Genomic DNA, 22,006 nt, shown 5'->3' on the forward strand with positions numbered 1-22,006 from the left:
GCGCAGTGCGGCGGACCCTGGACGCCAGGGCCGGTCACCCGGACACCGGGTCCGGCCCCGGCGTCCACCGCAGGTGCACCTGGCCGGCCGCTCCCTCGCGCAGCAGCTCCAGTCGCGGCGGGATCCGGTCGGTGCGGGAGGTCGGCGGTCTGCGGCGGCCCGCCTCCCACTGGACCGGCCACCGGGCGCCCGCGCCGCGGTACTCCTGTTCGGCGGCGGCCTGCAGGGTCCACTGCGGGTTGTAGAGGTGGGTGCGGCCGAGGGCGCACAGGTCGGCCCGTCCGGCGAGCAGGATGGAGTTCACGTCGTCGTACGACGAGATGGCACCGACCGCGATCACCTTGACGCCTGCGGGCCCGGCCACCCGGTGGCGGATCTTGTCGGCGAACGGGGTCTGGTAGGAGCGGCCGTAGGCCGGTTTCTCGTCCTTGGTGACCTGCCCCGAGGAGACGTCGATCGCGGCGGCGCCGTGCTCGATGAACGCGCGGGCGATCTCCACGGCGTCGTCCTCGGTGTTGCCGTCCGGTACCCAGTCGGTCGCCGAGATGCGGACGGTCACCGGAACCCCGGACGGGACGGCCCGGCGCACGGCGTCGAAGACCTCCAGCGGGAACCGCAGCCGGTTCGCCAGGGACCCGCCGTACTCGTCGGTGCGCCGGTTCGCGACGGGGGAGAGGAAGGACGACAGGAGGTAGCCGTGGGCGGCGTGCACCTCGATGAGGTCGAAGCCCGCCCGCACGCCGCGCTCGGCGGCCGCGGCGAAGTCGGCGACCACCTTGTCCAGGTCCTCCCGGCCGGCCTCCCGAGGGACGTGGCAGTCGGTGCCGTAGGGGATCGCGGACGGGCCGATCACCTCCCAGTTGCCGTCGTCGAGCGGCTGGTCGATGCCCTCCCACATGAGTCTGGTCGAACCCTTGCGACCGGAGTGGCCGAGTTGCAGGCCGATCCGGCCGGTCGTGTTCTCGTGCACGAAGTCGGTGACCCGGCGCCAGGCGTCGCGCTGCTCGTCGGTCCACAGTCCGGGGCAGCCGGGGGTGATCCGGCCCTCGGGCGAGACGCAGACCATCTCGCTCATCACCAGGCCCGCTCCGCCGAGCGCCTTGGAGCCGAGGTGCACCAGGTGGAAGTCACCGGGGACCCCGTCCACCGAGGAGTACATGTCCATCGGGGAGACGATGACGCGGTTCTTCAGCTCGAGCGGACCGATCCGCACCGGCTGGAACATCGCCGGGGCCACCTCGGCGGCCTGCTCGTGCCGGGCGAACTCACTCTCCATCAGGGCGGCGAACTCGGCGTCCCGCTCCCTGAGGTTGTCGAAGGTGATGCGGCGGGACCGGGTCAGCAGGTTGAACGCGAACTGGGCCGGGGCCTGGCCCGCGTACATGCCGATGTTCTCGAACCACTCCAGCGAGGCCTGCGCGGCCCGCTGGGTCGACTCGACGACCGGCTTGCGCTCGGTCTGGTACGCCTCCAACGCCTGGGCCACCGCGGGGTGTTCGTGCAGACACGCCGCCAGCGCGAGCGCGTCCTCCATGGCGAGCTTGGTGCCCGAGCCGATCGAGAAGTGGGCGGTGTGCGCCGCGTCGCCGAGCAGCACCACGTTGCCGTCGTGCCACCGCTCGTTGCGGACCGTCGTGAAGTTGAGCCACTTCGAGTTGTTGGTGAGGACCTGATGGCCCTTCAACTCGTCGGCGAACAGCTCCCGGATCCTCGCGACGGCGTACTCGTCCGAGACGCCCGGCGGGAGATCCCGAGCCTCGGTCCGGTCGAAGCCGGCCCGCCGCCAGACGTCCTCGTGCATCTCGACGATGAAGGTCGAGCCGGTGCCGGAGAAGGGGTAGCCATGGATCTGCATGGTGCCCCACTCCGTCTGCTTGACGAAGAACTGGAACGCCTCGAAGACCAGGTCGGTGCCGAGCCAGATGTACTTGTTGCACCGCCGGTCCAGCGACGGCCCGAAGACGTCGGCGTACTTCGTCCGGATCGTGGAGTTGAGTCCGTCGGCGGCGAGCACCAGGTCGTGGGAGACCCGCAGCTCGTCCACGTCGGGCACCTGCGTCCGGTAGTGGACGGTGACGCCGAGATCGGCGGCCCGCTGCTGCAGGATCCGGAGCAGGTCCTGGCGGCTCATCGCCGCGAAGCCCTGACCGCCCACGGTGAACCGGTGGCCGTCGAACTCGATGTCGATGTCGGTCCAGCGGGCGAACCGGTTCTCCATCGCGGCGTGCACGACCTCGTCGGCGTTGTCGATTCCGCTCAGGGTCTCGTCGGAGAAGACGACGCCGAAACCGAAGGTGTCGTCCGGCGCGTTGCGCTCCCAGACGGTGACCTCGTGCGCCGGGTCCAGCTGCTTCATCAGGGCGGCGAAGTACAGGCCGCCCGGGCCACCGCCGGCGATGGCGATCCTCATGCCTGGTCCTCCGCTGACTGCTCCCGCACGATCCGGCGGAGCTTGAAGTGCTGGAGCTTGCCGCTCGGGTTGCGCGGCAGCGCGTCGATGAAGCGCACGTCGCGCGGGTACTTGTAGGGCGCGATCAGCTGCTTGACGTGGTCCTGGATCTCCCTGGCCTTCGCCGGGTCGCCGACCACCCCGTCCCGGAGCACCACGAACGCGCAGACCACCGAGCCCCGTTCGGGATCGGGAGCGGCGACCACCGCCGTCTCGGCCACGTCCGGGTGGGTGACCACCGCGGCCTCGACCTCGGGGCCGGCGATGTTGTAGCCGGAGGAAACGATCATGTCGTCGCTGCGTGCCTGGTACCAGAAGTAGCCGTCCTCGTCGCGCACGAAGGTGTCGCCGGTGACGTTCCACCCGTTCACGACGTAGTTCGCCTGCCGCTCGTCGTCGAGGTAGCGGCAGCCGACCGGGCCGATCACGCCGAGCCGTCCCGCGACACCGGGAGCGGCCTCCTCGCCGTCGGGGCCCAGGACGGTGGCGCGGTAGCCGGGCACCGGCCGGCCGGTCGCGCCCGGGCGGATGTCCTCCCCGGTGGCCGAGATGAAGATGTGCAGCAGCTCGGTGGCGCCGATCCCGTCGATGACCTTGATGCCGAGCTCGTCGCGGAGCGTCTCCCACAGACCCAGGGGGATGTGCTCACCCGCGCTGACCGCCGACCGGAGACCCGAAAGGCGTTGCACCTCACCGGACTTGACGATCTGCTGGTACGCGGTCGGTGCGGTGGCCAGCACCGTCACGCCGTGGTCGGCGACCAGCCGGGCGAGCTGGACCGGCGTGGCGGCCTCGGTGAGGAAGGCGCAGGCGCCCGCCCGGAGCGTGAAGACCACCAGCATGCCCAGGCCGAAGGTGAAGGCGAACGGCGCGGTGCACGCGACCAGGTCGTCCGGGCGAAGCCGCAACGTGCTCTGCCCGAAGGTGTTGTCGATCGACAGCAGGTCACGGTGGAAGTGCACGGTGATCTTCGGGACGCCGGTGGTGCCCGAGGTCGGTCCGAACAGCGCGACGTCGTCCGCGGCGGTGTCCACCGCGCGGAACGGGCCCGACTTCCGCTCGGCCCGGTGGCTCAGGTCCTCGTCCGCGTCACCGCCGTGGGCCACCACGGCCAGGTCCGGCGCGACCGTGTCCCGTACGGTGAACACCTCGTCGAGGTACCGGTGGTCGACCAGCGCCACGGACGGCCGGGTCTTCGCCACGATCGGCGCCAGCTCGCGCGCCCGCAGCGCGGCCATGCTGCCGACCACGATGCCGCCGGCCTTCAGCACGCCCAGCCAGGCGGCGACGGCCCAGGGGTTGTTGGGGGACCGCAGCAGCACCCGGTTGCCGGGCACCAGGCCCAGGTCCTCGGTGAGCACCCGGGCGATCTGGTCGGCCCGCCGCTGGAGTTCGCCGTAGGTCCAGACGTCACCGTCCGGGGTGCGCAGCGCGGGCCGGTCCGGGCCGAATGCCGCCACCGGACGGTCGATCAACTCGGCTGCGGCGTTGAGGCGTTCGGGGTACTGAAGCAGCTCGGTGGTGAACTCGAGCACCGGCCACTGCCCGGCGGGGGGCAGGTGGTCGCGGGCGAAGGTGTCGGTGTGTGCCGAGGTCGGCGCCGTCATGGCCGGCCTGCCCCGGGCACCCGGATCATCCCTTCCTGGACCACGGAGGCCAGGTGGGTGCCGTCGGGGGTGAAGAACCGGCCCGAGCCGAGACCGCGCCCCGAGCCGGCCGCGTCGGCCTGCTGGGCGTAGAGCAGCCAGCCGTCCAGCGCGCCCGGCGGCGGCGTCCGGTGGAACCACATCGCGTGGTCGAGACTGGCGGTGACCAGCCCCTCCTGCGCCCAGTGCAGACCCAGGACCCGCAGCACCGGCTCCAGGACCGTGTAGTCGCAGACGTAGGCGAGGGCTGCCGTGTCCCGCTGCGGATCGGTGAGCCCCTCGACCGGCCGCAGGGCGTCGAACGGCCTGACCCAGACCGCCTGGTGGGGCACCCGCGCACCCTCGACGCCCAGGTAGACCGGGCCCGGCACGTGGCGCATGTCGAAGCTCCGCCCGGTGGACCAGTACTCCTTCGAGGCCGGCGTCATCGTCCCGCCGGTCCGGTCCGCGAGGTAGTCGGCGGAGCCGGGCAGGTCCTCGGGGCCGGGCAGGTCCGGCCGCTCCGACTGGTGGCTCGGGCCGGGCTCGCCGGCCGCGAAGTTGGCCAGGCAGACGTACAGCGGCTTGCCGTGCTGGTAGCCGCGCACCTGCCGGGTCGCGTACCCGCGGCCGTCGCGCAGCAGCTCCACCTCGTAGCGCACCTCGCCGCCGATCTCGGCGGGGCGCATGAAGTAGGAGTGCATCGAGTGCAGCGTCTTGCCGTCGTCGACGGACCGCATGGCGGCCGCCGCGGCCTGCGCGACGAGGTCGCCGCCGTAGGCCTTCGGCCACGGACAGGGCTGGGTGAGGGCGGTGAACGCGAGGTCGTAGTGCTCCGCCTTCGCCGGGCTCAGGGTGACCGCGGCGGTGAAGGTCTCCGAGGTGGTGTCGGTCATCAGGGCCGCTCCAGCCAGTCGCGCAGGTCCGCGTCCGGGACCTGGGGGAGGTTGACCACGATGTTCTCGGGGGTGCGGGTCGTCATCCAGGTCAGCGGCTTGTCGCGGTCGAGGTTGCACTCGACGTGCGGCATGAACGGCGGGACGAAGACCCAGTCGCCCTCCGCCAGGTCGAGGTAGTCCTCGAACTTCCGGCCGAAGTAGATCCGGCCCCGGCCGGAGAGCACGTAGCCGCCGGTCTCGGCCTCACCGTGGTGGTGCGGCACCGAGCGGTAGCCGCCCTCGTTGTGGACCTTGCCGAACCAGATCCTGGTGGCCGGGGTGTGCTGGATGCTGACCCCCGAGATCCGGGTGGCGCCGTCGGACTGGCCGGTGTCCCCGGGTTCCGTACCGGCCCGGGTCACGACCGGCACCACCAGGCCGCTCGCCGTGGCGTACATCGAGTTGTCGCCCTCAAGGACGTGGTCACGTGGCTGGGGGTCCATCGAAGCTCCTTGCCAGTGGGGAAGTGGGTGAGGAGAGGCGCCAGTTGGTGCAGTGTCAGCTCGTGCAGTTCCCATCCATGAACCGCACGGTGTTGCGCAGCCGGCCGATGCCGGGGATCTCGGTCTCGACGACGTCGCCGTCGGCGAGGAAGCGCTGGGGCTCCCGGGCCACCCCGACGCCGCCGGGCGTGCCGGTCAGCACGAGGTCGCCGGGGCGCAGCACGGTGAAGGTCGAGATGTACGCGAGCAGGTCGGCCGGGTCGAACACCAGCGTCCGGGTGTTGTCGCGCTGGACCTGCTCGCCGTTGACCCGGCAGATCACCTCCAGGCCCTCGGCGGGGTCGATCTCGTCCGGTGTCACGACCACGGGACCGACCGGGGTGGAGGCGTCCCAGGCCTTCCCCTGGAACCACTCCAACGTGCGGTACTGCCAGTCGCGCACCGAGATGTCGTTCGCCACGGTGTAACCGGCGATCCCGGCGAGAGCGGTCGACCGGTCGGCGCGGCGCAGGGTCGTGCCCACCACGACCGCCAGCTCGGCCTCCCAGTCGACCTGCAGGCCCGGCGGCAGGACGAGGTCGGCGTCGGGACCGGTGAGGCTGTCGGCGTACTTGGTGAAGAGCGTGGGGTGGGACGGCAGTTCGCGTCCGGTCTCCCGGATGTGATCGGCGTAGTTCAGACCGCAGCAGATCACCTTGCGGGGCGCGGGCAGTGGCAGCACCGGCACGGCGCCTTCGATCCCCTCACCGGCCAGGGCGGTCAGCGACACCTGTGAGTTGGCCGCCAGGAGCTCCGACAGGTCGGTGGCCGGCAGCGCTCGCCAGGTGTCCCCGTCGAGCACCGCGGCGCTCGTACCGGCCGCATGGGCGACGGTCGCGAGGCGCATGACCGTTCCTCTCCTTCGTACTGCCCGGCATCTTGTATTTCATTATTTCTACGACCGTCACGAGACTGTCAATAGATGTTACGGTGACGCCACCCAGTTCCCGTCCCGCAGGAGCCCTCCATGGCGACCGACCTGACACCGGTTCCGGTCAATCCCGCGTCCCTGCCCAAGCCCAGCGGCTACTCGCACGGGACGCTCAGCGGCAACACGCTCCACCTGGGCGGTCAGACGGCCCTCGACCAGCACATGAAGATCGTTCCGGGCGGCATCGTCGAGCAGTTCCGGCAGGCATTCGGCAACGTCCTCGCGACCCTGGCCGAGGCGGGCGGCATCCCGCAGGACCTGGTGAGCGTGACGCTCTTCCTGACCGACATCGCCGACTACCAGGCGCACGGCAAGGAGATCGGGCAGGTGTGGCGCGAGCTGGCCGGCCCGGTCTACCCCGCGCTGGCCGGCATCGGCACCACCGGGCTGTGGCAGCCCGAGGCCATGATCGAGATCCTCGGCGTCGCGGTCATCCCGGACGAGCGCCTGGTCCGGCCCGCGAGCGCCTGAAAAACCATCTGCCACCGTGTCCGGGTCGAAGCCGCTGGAGGCCGCCGTGCCGTCGTCCACCCCGCCGTTCGCGGACCTGCTGCTGCGCGCGGGCCGCATCCACACCCTCGTCCCCGGCCAGGAGCCGCAGCAGGCGCTCGCGGTGCGCGGCGAGCGGGTGTTCGCGGTGTCGGAGGCGGCGGACGGGCTCGACGGCCTCGTCGGTCCGGCCACGACGCTGCTGGACCTGCCCGGCTCGACCGTGCTGCCGGCCTTCGACGACACGCACACGCATCTGATCGCGGCCGCCGACAGCGCCCATGACGTGGCCGTGGACGGTGCCCGTTCCATCCGGGAGTTCCTCGAGCTGATCCGCGCCCGGGCCGACCGGACGCCACCGGGTGAGTGGATCCGCACCGCCGGGCACTGGCAGGAGCTCAACCTCGCCGAACGCCGCTTCCCCACGGCGGCCGAGCTCGACCGGGCGACCGACCGGCATCCGGTGCTCGTGCTGCGCGGGGTGCACAACCAGGTCCTCAACGGCTACGCGCTGCGCCTGTGCGGGATCAACGCTGACACCCCCGACCCGGTGGGCGGCAGCATCAGCCACACGGCCGACGGCCGGCCCGACGGCCACCTGCGCGGCGGCCTGGCCCTGATCCGGCCGCAGCTGCCCGCGCCCGATCCGGCGGCCAAGCTGGACGGCCTGCGCCTGGCCTCGCACGCCTACGCGGCGACCGGCATCGGCACCGTCCGCGACACCAACTCCTCCCTGGCCGACCTGGCCGCGCTCCAGCAGCTCCGCGAGAGCGGTGAACTCGGCTGCCGGGTCCGGGTACTGCTCTCCACCATCGGCTTCACCACCGTGCGGCAGGTCGAGGAACTCCTCGACGGCATGGAGGCATGGCGGCACACCGCCGATCCCTGGTTGCGCGTATGGGGAGTGAAGTTCTGGCTGGACGGCGGGATCGAATCCGGCGCCCTGGAGGCCCCGTACTGCCCGGCGCACTGCCCCACTCCCGGATACACCGGTCAACTCGCCTGGGATCAAGAGGAGTTGGAGGCTGCTGTGGAGCGGGTGGTGCGGCGCGGCTGGCGGGTCGGCATCCACGCGTACGGGGACCGCGGCGTGCGTGCGCTCCTCGATCTGTTCGAGCGCGTGCAGAACCGCATCCCCGGCCTGCCCTACGGCACGCTGGTCATGGAGCACGGCGGACTCGCGGACCATGAACAGCGGCGCCGGGCGGTGCAGTTGGGCATTCCGGTGACCATTCAGCAGCCGCTGCTCCACGATGTCGCCGCCATCCAGGCCGAGTACTGGGGCAAGGAGCGGGTGGCCGCGCTGTTCCCCGCACGCGAGTGGCTGGACGCGGGCGCGGACGTCTCGGCCGGATCCGACTACCCCGTCGGCGCCTACGGCGCCGCACACTCGCTCCACGGGCTGACGACCCGGTCAACGGTCGACGGAGTCCTCGGCCCGGAGCACGCCATCTCCCGGCCGGAGGCGATCAAGCTGCACACCACCGCCGCCGCCCGTCTGACCGGCGAGACCCACCTGCGCGGGCAGCTCACCCCAGGCCGCCTCGCCGACCTCACGATCTGGCCCGACGACCCCACAACCGCCCCCGAGAACACCCTCGACAGCCTCCGGCCCAGCCACACCCTGCTCGGCGGCTCCCTCGTCCACGGCCTCGAAGCAGCCCGCCCCGCCGCCGGGCCCGACCGCCACTGAAATACCCAGAAAGGCAAAAACCCCAGATCAACTGGGGTCTTAAGTGAGATCGGGCCTGTGCCCGATGGCTCGTCCGCCAGGCTGGTCAGTTCCGGGGCAGCCGCTCGAACTGCATGCCGAAGTACACGGTGCCAGGGCAGTTCTTCTCCGCTTCGGAGATGCTCGCGACGCCGAAATTCCCGCCGTCGGCGTTGCTGCCCGAGTATTTGCCAGCGATCGGGCAGGTTCGGCGGTACTCGCCGGTGGGGTAGGCCAGCCAGAAATGGCGGGCCTTCGTAGTGGACTCGATGCCCGTGCGCACCGTACCCGGCGTCACAAAATTGAAGGCCGTGGTCTTCCACTTGAACGCGGGGCCCACGAGAGTGCAGAGATCGCCCCCCATCAGGCCCTCGTGGTTGGGCCTTCCGGCGCAGAGGGGGACGGACGGCCCGAGCAGTGGGTCGGACATGGTGCTCAGGTGCTGCGTTGCAGGGTCGTAGGTCCAGCGTTGCGCGATGTCGGCCGGGTCGCACGCGCCGACCGAGGTCTTGCCCTTCGCGGCCCGGGAGTTGGCCACGCACACGACGGCGCCGCTGCCCAGGCTGGGCTTGATCAAAAACTCCCCGGCGGGGAACGGCTCCGGGACCAGCTCCGCCTCCTCGGCAGTTCGGACCTGGGCGGGGGCGGCAGCAGGAGCGGCCTGAGCGGCCACCCCGGTCATGAGCAGGGCACCACCCGTGAGCCCGACAGCCAAGACAGAGGGCAAGCGCATGCGGAACCTCCAAGGTCACGGACGGGACCGCGCCCGTCCTGAGACCAGCTTGAAGTCTCTTTCCGCATACCTCAGCCGGATTGACCCGCTCGAGGCTTGGGGGTGGCGAATGGCCCAGCATGATCACGCTGACGGAGCATTGCACCGGCGAGCCCCCGGCGCCACAGCAAGGTGACCAACGATCTCGAAGCCGGGCGGACCTGTGGGTCACGCGGTGGGTCACACAACCGCTGCACGGAGCCCGCAAAACAAGAAAACCCCACGTGAAGTGGGGTCTTGCTTGGTGTCCGAGGGGGGACTTGAACCCCCACGCCCGATAAAGGGCACTAGCACCTCAAGCTAGCGCGTCTGCCATTCCGCCACCCGGACAGGGTGTGTGCCTTGGGGTGTTTCGTGCTGTTCCCCTTGGCGACAGAGAGAACACTACCAGGCCCCGGGAGTGCTTCTCACCTGCGTTTCTTCCGGGTCCGGGGTGGCTGTGGGGGTGCGGGGCAGGGGAGGGGGACGGATCGGTGCAGAACGGACGGGAGGCAGGGGGAGATGGAGGTGCTGGCTCGCGTGGGTGTGGAGAAGCCGTCGGGGGCGTGAATGTTCCGTCGGCGGGTGGCCTGAAAGTGCAGGGGATCGGTCAGGATCGGTCGTGGAACGGTCGGGACACGCCACGGCGCGTCAAGTTGCAGTCGCTGAGCCGCTGCTGACTTTCGCTCTCCTAGCCTCGGTGGTCCAGTGCGAAGGGCGGCTTGACGTGGAGCAGACCAGAGGACCGGCCGAGCCAGTGACGAGACGGCTGACGGCGGTGCCGACCAGGGGGCCGAGTATGGGGCCCGTGCAGGGGATCTGGCGGTTCTCGGCGGTGGCGCACGAGGCCTCCGTCCCGCAGACCCGGCACGCGGTGCGGGACCGGCTGCTGGCGCAGGGGATGGCGGGGCAGGACTACCAGGAGCTGATCGACGACCTGTTGCTGATCGTCTCCGAGCTGGTCAGCAACGCGGTCACGCACGCCGCGGTGCTGTCCCCGCAGCTGACCACCGAGCTGGTGATCGACGACGGGTGGGTCCGGGTCTCGGTGGAGGACGGGCACCCGTACCGGCCGAAGGCGCTGGAGAGCGATCTCGGGCAGCTCGGCGGGCGGGGGCTGCTGCTGGTGAAGAGCGTGACGCTGCAGGCCGGCGGGGTGTGCGACGTGGAGCGGACCGGCGAGGGCGGCAAGGTGATCTGGGCCTCGCTCCCGCTGCCGGTGCCCCGGCAGCGCCGGGAGGGGAGCGCCGGGGGCGACTGGCACCCCCGGCGTTAGCGAGCGGAAACGCGCTACCAGTCCCGTCCGGCGATCTCGCGGATGCCGGGGAGGGCGGCCTCGAAGACCGTCCGGAACCAGACCGAGGTGGGCTTCTCCGCCTCCAGGGCCTTGAGCTCCTCCGCGGTCACGAAGAGGGTGTCGTCGACCTCGTCCGGGTCGGGCGCCAGGTCGGCGGTGACCAGGCCGACGAAGAGGTGGTTCCACTCGCGCTCGATCAGGCCGCTCGCCTCGTCGGGCAGGTCGTAGCGGACCGTACCGGCTTCGCAGAGCAGCGCGGGCGCGACTCCCAGCTCTTCGGCGGTACGCCGGGCGGCGGCGACGAAGGGCTGCTCGTCGGGGTACGGGTGGCCGCAGCAGGTGTTCGACCAGACGCCGGGGGAGTGGTACTTGGTCAGGGCGCGGCGCTGGAGCAGCATCCGGCCCTGCCGGTCGAACAGGAACACCGAGAACGCCCGGTGCAGCCGGCCCGGCTGCTGATGGGCCGACAGCTTCTCGGCGGTGCCGATGGTCACGCCCTCGTCGTCGACGAGCTCCAGCAGGATCTCCCCGGGGGTCGAACCAGGAGTCGAGGCGACGACGCCGCCGTCCTCGGCGAGCAGGGTCTGACCGGTCGGTCGGGTCTCGGGCATGGGGCCTCTTTCGGAAACGGGGACCAGGGGAAGGCGAGGGCTGGGCCGGCCCAACCGGAGCGCCGCGCGGGCGCCCGGGAGCCAGTCTGCCGTATGGCTTGCTACCCGAATGGGCGCGACGCACACGAGGGCGTGGAAGGGCCGGATGACCAGACAGCCTGTTCGATACATGATCGATCGAGGTCCGGTCCCGCCGTTTTCTGAGCATCGCCGCACCGAGGCCGACGGGCCGGGGGCGGGAGTCGGGCACCGGAGTGATGATCAGCGCGGCCGCGCCGGGTGCCCCGTGTGAGCTGCGGCTGAGCGCGGGCCGGCACTGATTCGGTGGCACCCGGACGGTCCGGTAGCCTCGATCGGCGTGACTGGTTTGGACCGGTCCACGCTGTTCCGTGCAGTTTTCGCATCGCCAGGTACCAGTTGTCCCACCGCACTCCGTTGTGGGCGGACCGCGCCGCCGCAAGGGAGTGAGCTCCGCTGTCCACGCCGCGCACCGCGATCGTCACCGGCCCGGCCGTTGCCGAGGAGGACCGGATCGCGGCGCTCGTCCCCTGGCTGGACACCGGGGCGCTGCCCGCTGCTTTCGGCCTGGTCGCCGCGGTCGCCTACCATCAGCAATTGCCGGGGGCCGCTGCCGTCCAGGGAGTGCTGGTGGCCCTGGCGGTCGTGCTCGCGCTGGTGGTGGTCGCCGAGAGCGTCCACTGCCGGGTCTTCGGCGACGCCACAGCAGAACACGACGAGTCAGGAGACACCGCATGATCGGCCTCGTTCTGGCAGCCGGCGCCGGCCGCCGGCTGCGCCCGTACACCGACACCCTGCCGAAGGCTCTGGTGCCGGTGGACGGGGAGCGGACCGTCCTGGACCTCACCCTCGGCAACTTCGCCGAGGTCGGCCTGCGGGAGGCCGCCATCGTGGTGGGCTACCGCAAGGAAGCGGTGTACGACCGCAAGGACGCCCTGGAGCGCAAGTACGGCGTCAAGCTCACCCTGGTCGAGAACGACAAGGCCGAGGAGTGGAACAACGCCTACTCGCTCTGGTGCGCCCGGGACCTGTTCGGCGAGGGTCTGCTGCTCGCCAACGGCGACACCGTGCACCCGGCCTCGGTGCAGCGCACCATGCTGGACGGCAACGACCGGCTGATCGCCGAGGGCCGCGCGCCCGGCATCCTGCTCGCCCTCGACACGGTGAAGAAGCTCGCCGACGAGGAGATGAAGGTGATCGTCGACCCGGTGACCGGGATGCGCCGGATCACCAAGCTGATGGAGCCCGAGGAGGCCACCGGCGAGTACATCGGCGTCACGGTGATCAACCCCTCGGCCGCCGAGGACCTGAGCGACGCGCTGCGGGCCACCTTCGAGCGCGACCCGCAGCTGTACTACGAGGACGGCTACCAGGAGATGGTGAACCGGGGGCTGCGGATCGACGTGCAGCCGATCGGCGAGGTCACCTGGGTCGAGGTCGACAACCACGCCGACCTGGCCAGGGCGCGGGAGATCGCGTGCCAGTACTGACCCGGCTGGTGCCCTCGCCGGTCTTCGTCGAGATCCGCTCGGGCGCGCTGGACGCGCTGGCCGGCATCCTGGCCGACCAGCGGCTGTCGGCCGCCGGGCGGATCGCGGTGGCGATCAGCAACGGCTCCGGGGCCCGGCTGCGCGCGCGGCTGGAACCCGCGCTGCCCAGCGCGGACTGGTACGAGGTGACCGACGGCAGCCTGGACAGCGCGGTGCTGCTGGCCGAGCAGATGCGGGCCGGGCACTACGACGCGATGGTGGCGCTCGGTGGTGGCAAGATCATCGACGTCGGCAAGTACGCCGCCGCCCGGGTCGGGCTGCCGCTGGTCGCGGTGGCCACCAACCTGGCCCACGACGGCATCTGCTCGCCGGTCTCGATCCTCGACAACGACGCCGGGCGGGGCTCCTACGGGGTGCCCAGCCCGATCGGCATCGTGGTCGACCTGGACGTGATCAGACAGGCGCCGCCGCGCTTCGTGGCGGCCGGGATCGGCGACGTGGTCTCCAACCTCTCGGCCTGCGCGGACTGGGAACTCTCACACTCCGTCACCGGTGAGCCGGTGGACGGGCTGGCCGTGGCGATGGCCAGGTCGGCGGGGGAGAACCTGCTCCGGCACCCCGGTTCGCTGACGGACCGGGACCTCCTCACCACGCTCGCCGAGGCCCTGGTACTGTCCGGCATCGCGATGAACATCGCTGGCAGCACCCGTCCTTCCTCGGGCGCCTGTCACGAGATCTCGCACGCCCTGGACGTGCTCTTCCCCAAGCGATCGGCCCAGCATGGCGAACAGGTCGGCCTCGGCGCGGCCTTCGCCAGTTTCCTGCGGGGCGAGCGCGAGCTCACCGGCCTGATCGTGGACCGACTCCGGTTCCACGGACTGCCGGTGACCGCGGATCAGATCGGCTTCACCGAGGAGGAGTTCACCAAGGCGGTGCACTACGCTCCGAACACCCGTCCGGGACGGTTCACCATCCTGGAACACCTGGATCTCTCCCCCTCTGACATCAGGGACTCGTACGCCGACTATGTCCAAGCCGTCAACAGCTGACCGCCCCCAGGTCGATCTGACCCGCCGCCCCTCGATCGAGGAGCTGCGCGCCGTCATCCACCCCGAGGGCATGCTCCAGCGCCGTAGCGCGGAGCACTGGGCCGGGCGCCTCTACATGCGGAAGATCTCGCTGCGGATCACCCGGGTGCTCTCCACCGTCACGGCGATCACGCCCAACGGCCTGACCTACCTGATGATGTTCACCGGCATCCTGGCCGGTGCCGCGCTGGTGATCCCCGGCCTCGCCGGTGCGGTCCTCGGCGCGGTCCTGATCCAGGTCTACCTGCTGCTCGACTGTGTCGACGGCGAGGTGGCCCGCTGGCGCCGGCAGACCTCGCTGACCGGGGTCTACCTGGACCGGGTCGGCCACTACATGTCCGAGGCGGCGCTGCTCACCGGCCTCGGCCTGCGGGCCACCGATCTGTTCCACCGGCAGGGCACCGCCTCGCACTGGGAGTGGGCCTTCCTCGGCACGCTGGCCGCGCTCGGCGCGATCCTGATCAAGTCGGAGACCGACCTGGTGGACGTGGCCCGGGCCCGCAGCGGCCTGACCGCCGTGGAGGACGCCGCCGCCGTGCCGCGTTCCGCCGGGGTGGCCAAGGCCCGCAAGGCCGCCGCCTTCCTGAAGTTCCACCGGCTGGTGGGCGCGGTCGAGGCCTCGCTGCTGATCCTGGCCGCCGGGATCGCCGACGCGGTCGCCGGGGACCTGTTCTTCACCCGGCTCGCGGTGGTCGTGCTGGCCGCGATCGCGATGCTCCAGACCGTGCTGCACCTGCTCAGCATCGTGCTCTCCAGCAGGCTGCGATGACCGACGGCTTCCGGCTCGGCGCCGTCATCATCACGATGGGCAACCGCCCGGACGAGCTGAACGCCCTGATCGAGTCGGTCCGCAACCAGCGCGGCCCGGCCGTCGAACTGGCCGTGGTCGGCAACGGCGCCCCGCTGCCGGCCCTGCCGGCCGACGTCAGGTCGGTCGAGCTGCCGGAGAACCTCGGCATCCCGGGCGGGCGCAACGTCGGCATCGAGCTGTTCGGCAAGGACGGCCGCGACGTCGACGCGGTGCTCTTCCTGGACGACGACGGCCTGCTGCCGAACACCGACTCGGCCGAGCTGCTCCGCCGCGCGTTCGAGGAGGACCCGGCACTGGGCATCGTCTCGTTCCGGATCGCCGACCCGGAGACCGGCGTGACGGCCCGCCGGCACGTCCCCAGGCTGCGGGCCAGCGACCCGCTGCGCTCGTCCCGGGTGACCACCTTCCTGGGCGGCGCCAGCGCCGTCCGGAGCAAGGTCTTCGCCGAGGCCGGCCAGCTGCCGGGCGAGTTCTTCTACGCGCACGAGGAGACCGACCTCGCCTGGCGCGCGCTGGACGCCGGCTGGCTGATCGACTACCGCGCGGACGTGGTGCTGTTCCACCCGACCACCTCCCCGGCCCGGCACGCCACGTACTTCCACAACGTGGCCCGGAACCGGGTGTGGCTGGCGCGACGGAACCTTCCGGCCCCTCTCGTGCCTCTCTACCTGGGAGTCTGGTTCCTGCTCACCCTGGCCCGCCGCCCGTCCGGTGCGGCGCTCAAGGCCTGGCTGGGCGGTTTCCGGGCCGGCTGGCGCGAACAGTGTGGTCCGCGCAAGCCGATGCGGTGGCATACGGTATGGCGGTTGACCAGGATGGGCCGACCACCAATCATCTGATCGCAGAGAACTTCCGGCGGCCCCCCGTGCCGCCGGACCGGAACATCCACCCGTGATTTCGGTGGGTCTGCCCGGACCTCCGCCGTTCCCCCTCGGCGGAAGCCTGGTTATCCGAGCCCGTGAAGGACGAATGTGTCGACAGTGAGTGACTCGCTCAGCTTCTCCGCTCCCAGCGGTGCTGACGCGGGTCTGACCCCGAAGCAGCTCGCGGCCAAATACGGCCTTTCGGTGAGCGGCAAGCGGCCCGGTTTCTCCCAGTACGTACGGGAATTGTGGGCCCGGCGCCATTTCATCGTCGCGTTCGCCACCGCGCGCCTGGTCGCGCAGTACACCACGGCCAAGCTCGGCCAGGTGTGGCAGGTGCTGACTCCGCTGCTCAACTGTGCGGTGTTCTACCTGGTGTTCGGCGTGATGATGAACGGCAGCAACGGCATCCCGGACTACATCGCCTGGCTCTGCATCGGTGTCTTCGTCTTCCAGTTCAGCCAGAGCGCGGTGCTCTCCGGCACCCGGGCGATCTCCGACAACCTCGGGCTGATCCGGGCGCTGCACTTCCCCCGGGCCGCGCTGCCGATCGCCTTCACCATCATCCAGCTCCAGCAGCTGCTGATCTCGATGGTCGTGCTGGTCGGCATCGTGATGTTCTTCCAGCTGCCCACCATGAGCTGGGCCCTGGTCATCCCGGCCCTGCTGCTGCAGTGCGTCTTCAACACCGGCCTGGCGCTGGCGATGGCCCGGATCGGCGCCAAGACCAGTGACATGGCGCAGCTGATGCCGTTCCTGCTGCGCACCTGGATGTACACCTCCGGCGTGATGTACAGCGTCCAGAGCGCGGTGGACAAGTGGCCCACCGTCTTCCAGGTGCTGTTCCGGATGAACCCGGCCTCGGTCTACATGGACCTGATCCGCTACGCCTTCATGCCGAACGCGTACAACAAGCACGCGCTGCCCGACCACATCTGGCTGATCGCGTTCGGCTGGGCCCTGGTCGCCGGTGTGGCCGGCTTCATCTTCTTCTGGAAGGCAGAGGAGGAGTACGGCCGTGGCTGACACCGCTACCACCGAGACCCGAGAGGCCGCCATGACGGACGTTCAGGACACCCGCGTCCCCACCGTGGTCGTCGACGACGTGCACATCGTCTACAAGGTGCACGGCGCCGGCTCCGGGAAGGGCAGCGCCACCTCGGCGCTGAGCCGGATCATCTCCAAGAAGCGCTCGCCCGCGATCCGCGAGGTGCACGCCGTCCGGGGGATCAGCTTCACCTCGTACCGGGGTGAGGCGGTCGGCCTGATCGGCTCGAACGGCTCCGGCAAGTCGACCATGCTGGCGGCCATCGCCGGTCTGCTGCCGACCGAGCGCGGTGCCATCTACACCAACGGCCAGCCCTCGCTGCTGGGCGTGAACGCCGCGCTGATGAACGACCTGACCGGTGACCGCAACGTCATCCTGGGCTGCCTGGCGATGGGCATGTCCCCGGCCGAGGTGAAGACCCGCTACCAGGACATCGTGGACTTCTCGGGGATCAACGAGAAGGGCGACTTCATCTCGCTCCCGATGCGCACCTACTCCTCGGGCATGGCCGCCCGCCTGCGGTTCTCGATCGCGGCGGCCAAGACCCACGACGTGCTGCTGATCGACGAGGCGCTGGCCACCGGCGACCAGAAGTTCCAGCGCCGCTCCGAGGACCGGATCCGTGAGCTGCGCAAGGAGGCCGGCACGGTCTTCCTGGTCAGCCACAACAACAACTCGATCCGGGACACCTGCGAGCGGACCATCTGGATCGAGAAGGGCGAGCTGGTGATGGACGGCTCGACCGACGACGTCATGAAGGAGTACGAGAAGTTCAACCACTGAGTGGTGGGAGCGGCGGGGGCCGGTGCCGAGGCAGACTCGGAACCGGCCCCTTGGCCGTGTCCGGGTGGGCCGGGTGCCCGAGTGCGGTGTAGAACGGGGGAGTGACGGCAGTGGTGACTTCAAGGCAATCCGACAGTCCGACGGACGGTGGCACGCTCGGCAAGGCGGACCTGGAGAACTTCCCGGTCGCCCCCGGGTTCCTGCCCGCCGCCTGGCGGGCCGACCTGATGGCGATCTACGGGTTCGCCCGGCTGGTGGACGACGCCGGTGACGGCGACCTGGCCGAGCCCGAGCGGGTGGCCGCGCTGCTGGACGTCAAGGGCGCCCCGGCGGACGACGGCTTCCGGCTCGCCCTGCTGGACGGTCTCGAGCTGGACCTGGACCGGGCCTTCTGCGCCGCGCTCGACCCGAAGGCCGAGAGCCCCCGGCACCCGCTGATGCGGGCCCTGGTCCCGCTGATCGACCGTCACCCGGTCACCCCGGAGCCGTTCCGCCGTCTGATCGAGGCCAACCGGGTGGACCAGACCACCACCCGCTACCCGACCTACCAGGACCTGGTCGGCTACTGCACGCTCTCCGCCGACCCGGTCGGCCGCCTGGTGCTGGCCGTGGCCGGTTACGGCACCCCCGAACGGATCGCCTACTCGGACGCGGTCTGCACCGCCCTCCAGGTGGTCGAACACCTCCAGGACGTGGCCGAGGACCTGGGCAGGGGCCGGATCTACCTCCCCGCCGAGGACCTGGACCGGTTCGGCGTGACCGAGGCCGACCTGGCCGCGCCCAGCGCCGGCCACCAGGTCCGCGAGCTGATCGCCTTCGAGGCGGACCGGGCGCGCACCCTGCTCGACCACGGCGCCCCGCTGGTGGGTACGGTTCGGGGAAGGCTCCGTCTGCTGCTCGCGGGATTCACCGCGGGCGGGTACGCGGCCCTGTCGGCCATCGAGGCCGCCGGGTACGACGTGCTCGCCGTACAGGCGAAGCCGGACAAGCGCCGCCTCGCGGTGAAGGCGGCGGCAATCTTCGCGAAGGGAAGGTGAACGCCCGCGTGGCGGCATCACCACTGGCCTCGGCCCCGGTCATGGCGGCCTACCGGTACTGCGAGGCGGTCACCGCCCTGCAGGCCCGGAACTTCAGCTACGGCATCCGGCTGCTGCCCGAGCCCAAGCGGCTCGGCATGTCCGCGCTCTACGCCCTGGCCCGCCGGGTGGACGACATCGGCGACGGCGAGCTGTCGGCCGAGCGGAAGACCGAGCTGCTCCGGCAGACCCGCGAGCTGCTGGACGAGGTCCGGCTCGGCACGGTCAGTGAGGAGGACACCGACCCGATCAAGGTCGCACTGGGCGACACCGCCCGGCGTTTCCCGATCGATCTGGGCGGGTTCGACGAGCTGATCGACGGCGTCGAGATGGACCTCAAGGGCGTCGAGTACCAGACCTTCGAGGACCTCAAGGTCTACTGCCGCTGCGTGGCCGGATCGATCGGCCGGCTCTCGATCGGGGTGTACGGCTGCGAGGACCCGAAGCTCGGCGCCGAGTACGCGGACACCCTCGGTCTGGCCCTGCAGCTCACCAACATCCTGCGCGACCTGCGCGAGGACGCGCTGAACGGCCGGGTCTACCTCCCGACCGAGGACCTGGCTCGATTCGGCTGCGAACAGGGGTTCGCCCTGGACCGGCCGCCGGTCGGCGCGGACTTCACCGGGCTGATCGCCTTCCAGGCCGAGCGGGCCCAGGAGGCCTTCGCGGACGGCCTGCGGCTGCTGCCACTGCTGGACCGCCGCAGCCGGGCCTGCACGGCCGCGATGGCCGGGATCTACCACCGGCTGCTCGGCCGGATCGCGGCCGATCCGGAGTCCGTGCTGCAGCGCCGGGTCTCGCTGCCGGGCTGGGAGAAGGCATACGTGGCTCTCTCCGGGCTCGCCGGAGGGCGTTCTTGATTCTCTCGGCGATTATGTCACGCTGTGTCAGCACGCATTCACCCGGAACCGGTCCGGCGCCCGCCTCCGGTGACCGCCGGGACGATCACATCAGGGGGAGGGGCAGATGACGGCACGGCACGACTCCAAGCGCCCCACCGCCGTGGTGGTCGGCGGCGGCCTGGCCGGGATCACGGCCGCCCTGCGGCTGGCCGAGGCGGACCATCGAGTCACCCTGGTGGAGTCCCGGCCGCGGCTCGGCGGCCTGGCCTTCTCGTTCCGGCGCGGGGAGCTGACGGTCGACAACGGCCAGCACGTCTTCCTGCGCTGCTGCACCGCCTACCGGGGTCTGATCGACCGGCTGGGTGCGGGCCGTCTGGTGGATCTTCAGCCCCGGCTCGACGTCCCGGTGCTGGGCGTCTCGCCCGACGGCCGGCGCACCCTGGGCCGGCTGCGCCGGGCCGGGCTGCCCGTCCCGCTGCACCTGGCCGGCAGCCTGGCGACCTACCCGCACCTGTCCGCCGCCGACCGGCTGCGGGTGGTGCGGGCCGCGCTCGCGCTCAAGCTGCTCGACCTGGACGACCCGGCGCTGGACGAGATCTCGTTCGGCGACTGGCTGCGCCGCCAGGGCCAGAACGCGGCCACCCTGGCCGCGATGTGGGACCTGGTCGGGGTGGCCACCCTGAACGCCACCGCCGATCAGACCTCGCTGGCGCTGGCCGCGATGGTCTTCAAGACCGGCCTGCTCTCCGACCCGGGCGCCTCCGACATCGGGATGGCGAACGTCCCGCTCGGCGCGATCCACCACGACGCGGCCCGCGCCGAGCTGGAGCGGGCCGGGGTGCGGGTGCTGCTGCGGGCCCGCGCGGTGGAGCTGAAGAGCGCCGAGCAGCACGCCGTCCGCCTCGACGGCGACGAGCTGCTGACCGCCGACACCGTGGTGCTGGCGGGGGCTCAGGAGTCCGCCGCCGCGCTGCTCCCGGCCGGCGCGATCGACCGGCAGGAGCGGCTGGCCGAACTCGGCCACGCGCCGATCCTGAACGTGCACGTGGTCTACGACCGCAAGCTGCTGCGCCGACCGTTCTTCGCCGCGCTCGGCTCGCCGGTGCAGTGGGTCTTCGACCGTACGCCTCACTCGGGTCTGGCGGTGCAGGGCGCGCAGTACCTGGCGCTTTCGCAGTCCGCCGTGCAGGACGAGATCGAGCTGCCGGTGGCCGAGCTGAGGGCGCGTTACCTGCCCGAGCTGGAGCGGCTGCTGCCCGCCGCCAAGGGCGCCGAGGTGCTGGACTTCTTCGTCACCCGGGAGCGGACCGCGACCTTCGCGCCCGCGCCGGGCACCGCGCCGCTCCGCCCGGCCGCCCGGACCAACGTGCCAGGACTGCTGCTGGCCGGTTCGTGGACCGCCACCGGCTGGCCCGCGACCATGGAGAGCGCCGTGCGCAGCGGCCACGCGGCCGCCGACGCCGCCCTCGCCGTCGGCCGCCGCCCGGTGGACCGGGGCGACGGAAGGTGGCCCCGATGACCTCGGCCCCCGTCCGATCAGTGACCGCATCAGACGGGCCGCTCGCCGCGGCCTCATCACCCCAGCAGGGAGAGGGAACGTACGTGGAGCATCGCACCGGAACCGCCGCCTCCGTCCAGGAGGCACCTGTGCCGGACGCGCTCTCGGTGCCGGAGCTGCTGGCCCGCGGCCGGAAGCTCTGCACCCCGCCGCTGCGTTCGGCGGTGGCCCGGCTGGCCGCGCCGATGGACACGGTGGCCGCGTACCACTTCGGCTGGATCGACCGGGACGGCACGCCGATGGCGGGGGACGGCGGCAAGGCCGTGCGTCCGGCGCTGGCGCTGCTGTCGGCCGAGGCGGTCGGCGCGCCCGCCGTGGCGGGGGTGCCCGGCGGGGTCTCGGTTGAACTGGTGCACAACTTCTCGCTGTTGCACGATGACCTGATGGACGGTGACGAGACGCGGCGGCACCGGGCCACGGCCTGGACGGTCTTCGGCCCGGCCCAGGCGATCCTGGTCGGCGACGCGCTGGCCACCCTGGGCACCGAGGTGCTGCTGGACGCCGCCGTGACCGGGGGCGCCTCCGCCACCGACGCGGCCCGGGCCGTCCGGCTGATCACCACCGCGACCCGCAAGCTGATCGACGGTCAGGCCCAGGACCTCTCGTTCGAGCACCGCGACCTGGTGACGGTCGAGGAGTGCCTGGAGATGGAGGGCAACAAGACCGGTGCCCTGCTGGCCGCCGCCTCGGCGATCGGCGCGGTGCTGGCCGGGGCCGACGACCGGACCGCCGACGCGCTGGAGCGGTACGGCCACCATCTCGGCCTGGCCTTCCAGGCGGTGGACGACCTGCTCGGCATCTGGGGCGCCACCGAGGTGACCGGCAAGCCGCACTGGGGCGACCTGCGCCAGCGCAAGAAGTCGCTGCCGGTGGCCGCTGCGCTGGCCGAGGGTGGCGAAGCCTCCCGTCGGCTGGCCGCCGAGCTGGCCGACCCGGCCGGCCGGGGCGAGGAGAGCGAGCAGCAGCTCGCCGCCCGCGCCGCGCTGATCGAGCAGGCCGGCGGCCGGTCCTGGACCCAGGAAGAGGCCCGCCGCCAGCACAAGACCGCCCTCGCCGCTCTGGACGAGGTGCCGATGGCCGACGAGGTGCGCCAGCGCTTCGTCGCACTCGCCGAATTCGTGGTGGTACGAGAGAGGTGACGTTGA

21 protein-coding genes and 1 tRNA gene are annotated in these 22,006 nt (G+C 71.3%); 14 read left to right on the top strand and 8 right to left on the bottom strand.

Annotated elements, in window-relative coordinates; all coding sequences use genetic code 11:
- Positions 1-34 precede the first annotated feature (34 nt).
- Genes F4556_RS30380 through F4556_RS30400 form a run of 5 tightly spaced genes read right to left on the bottom strand, consistent with a single transcriptional unit; the run spans position 35 to position 6,341 of the window.
- Positions 35-2,410, bottom strand: coding sequence for a bifunctional salicylyl-CoA 5-hydroxylase/oxidoreductase (locus tag F4556_RS30380; RefSeq protein WP_184921730.1), 2,376 nt, complete (start codon positions 2,408-2,410; stop codon positions 35-37).
- Positions 2,407-4,056, bottom strand: coding sequence for an AMP-binding protein (locus F4556_RS30385; protein WP_184921732.1), 1,650 nt, complete (start codon positions 4,054-4,056; stop codon positions 2,407-2,409). Before F4556_RS30385 ends, F4556_RS30380 begins: the two co-directional genes overlap by 4 nt.
- On the bottom strand, positions 4,053-4,970 hold the full coding sequence (locus tag F4556_RS30390) for an acyl-CoA thioesterase (protein ID WP_184921734.1): 918 nt from the start codon (positions 4,968-4,970) through the stop codon (positions 4,053-4,055). Before F4556_RS30390 ends, F4556_RS30385 begins: the two co-directional genes overlap by 4 nt.
- Positions 4,970-5,455 (bottom strand): cupin domain-containing protein, encoded by a 486-nt coding sequence (locus tag F4556_RS30395; protein ID WP_184921736.1) that lies wholly within the window; start codon positions 5,453-5,455, stop codon positions 4,970-4,972. Before F4556_RS30395 ends, F4556_RS30390 begins: the two co-directional genes overlap by 1 nt.
- A gap of 55 nt (positions 5,456-5,510) precedes the next feature.
- A complete protein-coding gene (locus F4556_RS30400; RefSeq protein ID WP_184921738.1) occupies positions 5,511-6,341 on the bottom strand; it encodes a fumarylacetoacetate hydrolase family protein in 831 nt (276 codons plus the stop codon).
- Positions 6,342-6,461: 120 nt separating this feature from the next.
- Between F4556_RS30400 and F4556_RS30405 the strand changes: the two genes are divergently transcribed.
- Together F4556_RS30405 and F4556_RS30410 are read left to right on the top strand one after the other, a co-directional pair.
- Positions 6,462-6,896, top strand: coding sequence for a RidA family protein (locus F4556_RS30405; protein WP_184921740.1), 435 nt, complete (start codon positions 6,462-6,464; stop codon positions 6,894-6,896).
- Between the two features lie 16 nt (positions 6,897-6,912).
- Positions 6,913-8,607 (top strand): amidohydrolase, encoded by a 1,695-nt coding sequence (locus F4556_RS30410; protein WP_313068858.1) that lies wholly within the window; start codon positions 6,913-6,915, stop codon positions 8,605-8,607.
- Positions 8,608-8,692: 85 nt separating this feature from the next.
- Here F4556_RS30410 and F4556_RS30415 read toward each other — a convergent pair whose 3' ends face one another.
- On the bottom strand, positions 8,693-9,307 hold the full coding sequence (locus F4556_RS30415) for a hypothetical protein (protein WP_184921742.1): 615 nt from the start codon (positions 9,305-9,307) through the stop codon (positions 8,693-8,695).
- A 332-nt stretch (positions 9,308-9,639) separates the two neighbouring features.
- A tRNA-Leu gene (locus F4556_RS30420) sits at positions 9,640-9,727 on the bottom strand.
- Between the two features lie 448 nt (positions 9,728-10,175).
- On the opposite strand from F4556_RS30420, the gene F4556_RS30425 reads away from it, so the two are divergent.
- The gene (locus F4556_RS30425) at positions 10,176-10,652 is read left to right on the top strand and encodes an ATP-binding protein (protein ID WP_184921744.1); all 477 of its coding nucleotides are present in this window, start codon (positions 10,176-10,178) and stop codon (positions 10,650-10,652) included.
- A 14-nt stretch (positions 10,653-10,666) separates the two neighbouring features.
- On the opposite strand, the gene idi is transcribed toward F4556_RS30425, so the two are convergent.
- On the bottom strand, positions 10,667-11,284 hold the full coding sequence (idi, locus tag F4556_RS30430; protein ID WP_184921746.1) for an isopentenyl-diphosphate Delta-isomerase: 618 nt from the start codon (positions 11,282-11,284) through the stop codon (positions 10,667-10,669).
- Between the two features lie 615 nt (positions 11,285-11,899).
- Between idi and F4556_RS38620 the strand changes: the two genes are divergently transcribed.
- The 11 genes from F4556_RS38620 to F4556_RS30485 all read left to right on the top strand — a co-directional run bounded on the left by F4556_RS38620 (position 11,900) and on the right by F4556_RS30485 (position 22,000).
- A complete protein-coding gene (locus F4556_RS38620; RefSeq protein WP_246511127.1) occupies positions 11,900-12,040 on the top strand; it encodes a DUF5941 domain-containing protein in 141 nt (46 codons plus the stop codon).
- On the top strand, positions 12,037-12,792 hold the full coding sequence (locus F4556_RS30440) for a phosphocholine cytidylyltransferase family protein (RefSeq protein ID WP_184921748.1): 756 nt from the start codon (positions 12,037-12,039) through the stop codon (positions 12,790-12,792). The genes F4556_RS38620 and F4556_RS30440 overlap by 4 nt, the downstream gene beginning before the upstream one ends.
- A complete protein-coding gene (locus tag F4556_RS30445) occupies positions 12,780-13,841 on the top strand; it encodes an iron-containing alcohol dehydrogenase family protein (protein ID WP_184921750.1) in 1,062 nt (353 codons plus the stop codon). The genes F4556_RS30440 and F4556_RS30445 overlap by 13 nt, the downstream gene beginning before the upstream one ends.
- Before the next feature lie 70 nt (positions 13,842-13,911).
- Entirely contained in the window at positions 13,912-14,649 is a 738-nt protein-coding gene (locus F4556_RS30450) for a CDP-alcohol phosphatidyltransferase family protein (RefSeq protein WP_184925443.1), read from the top strand.
- Complete coding sequence (locus F4556_RS30455; RefSeq protein ID WP_184921752.1) at positions 14,646-15,530, top strand: glycosyltransferase family 2 protein; 885 nt, start codon at positions 14,646-14,648, stop codon at positions 15,528-15,530. The genes F4556_RS30450 and F4556_RS30455 overlap by 4 nt, the downstream gene beginning before the upstream one ends.
- A 132-nt stretch (positions 15,531-15,662) precedes the next feature.
- Positions 15,663-16,580 carry an ABC transporter permease gene (locus tag F4556_RS30460; RefSeq protein WP_184921761.1) on the top strand — a complete coding sequence of 306 codons (918 nt, stop codon included), beginning with the start codon at positions 15,663-15,665 and terminating at the stop codon, positions 16,578-16,580.
- A gap of 31 nt (positions 16,581-16,611) precedes the next feature.
- On the top strand, positions 16,612-17,385 hold the full coding sequence (locus tag F4556_RS30465; RefSeq protein WP_184925446.1) for an ABC transporter ATP-binding protein: 774 nt from the start codon (positions 16,612-16,614) through the stop codon (positions 17,383-17,385).
- A gap of 113 nt (positions 17,386-17,498) precedes the next feature.
- Positions 17,499-18,422 carry a squalene synthase HpnC gene (gene hpnC, locus F4556_RS30470; RefSeq protein WP_376775754.1) on the top strand — a complete coding sequence of 308 codons (924 nt, stop codon included), beginning with the start codon at positions 17,499-17,501 and terminating at the stop codon, positions 18,420-18,422.
- A 41-nt stretch (positions 18,423-18,463) separates the two neighbouring features.
- Positions 18,464-19,321: a presqualene diphosphate synthase HpnD gene (gene hpnD / locus F4556_RS30475; protein WP_184925448.1), complete on the top strand. Its 858-nt coding sequence runs from the start codon at positions 18,464-18,466 to the stop codon at positions 19,319-19,321.
- Positions 19,322-19,427: 106 nt separating this feature from the next.
- The gene (gene hpnE, locus F4556_RS30480; protein ID WP_184921772.1) at positions 19,428-20,822 is read left to right on the top strand and encodes a hydroxysqualene dehydroxylase HpnE; all 1,395 of its coding nucleotides are present in this window, start codon (positions 19,428-19,430) and stop codon (positions 20,820-20,822) included.
- A gap of 83 nt (positions 20,823-20,905) precedes the next feature.
- Positions 20,906-22,000: a polyprenyl synthetase family protein gene (locus F4556_RS30485; protein ID WP_376775755.1), complete on the top strand. Its 1,095-nt coding sequence runs from the start codon at positions 20,906-20,908 to the stop codon at positions 21,998-22,000.
- Positions 22,001-22,006: the final 6 nt, after the last annotated feature.

It is taken from the genome of Kitasatospora gansuensis (assembly GCF_014203705.1).
In the GTDB taxonomy this organism is placed as follows: domain Bacteria; phylum Actinomycetota; class Actinomycetes; order Streptomycetales; family Streptomycetaceae; genus Kitasatospora; species Kitasatospora gansuensis.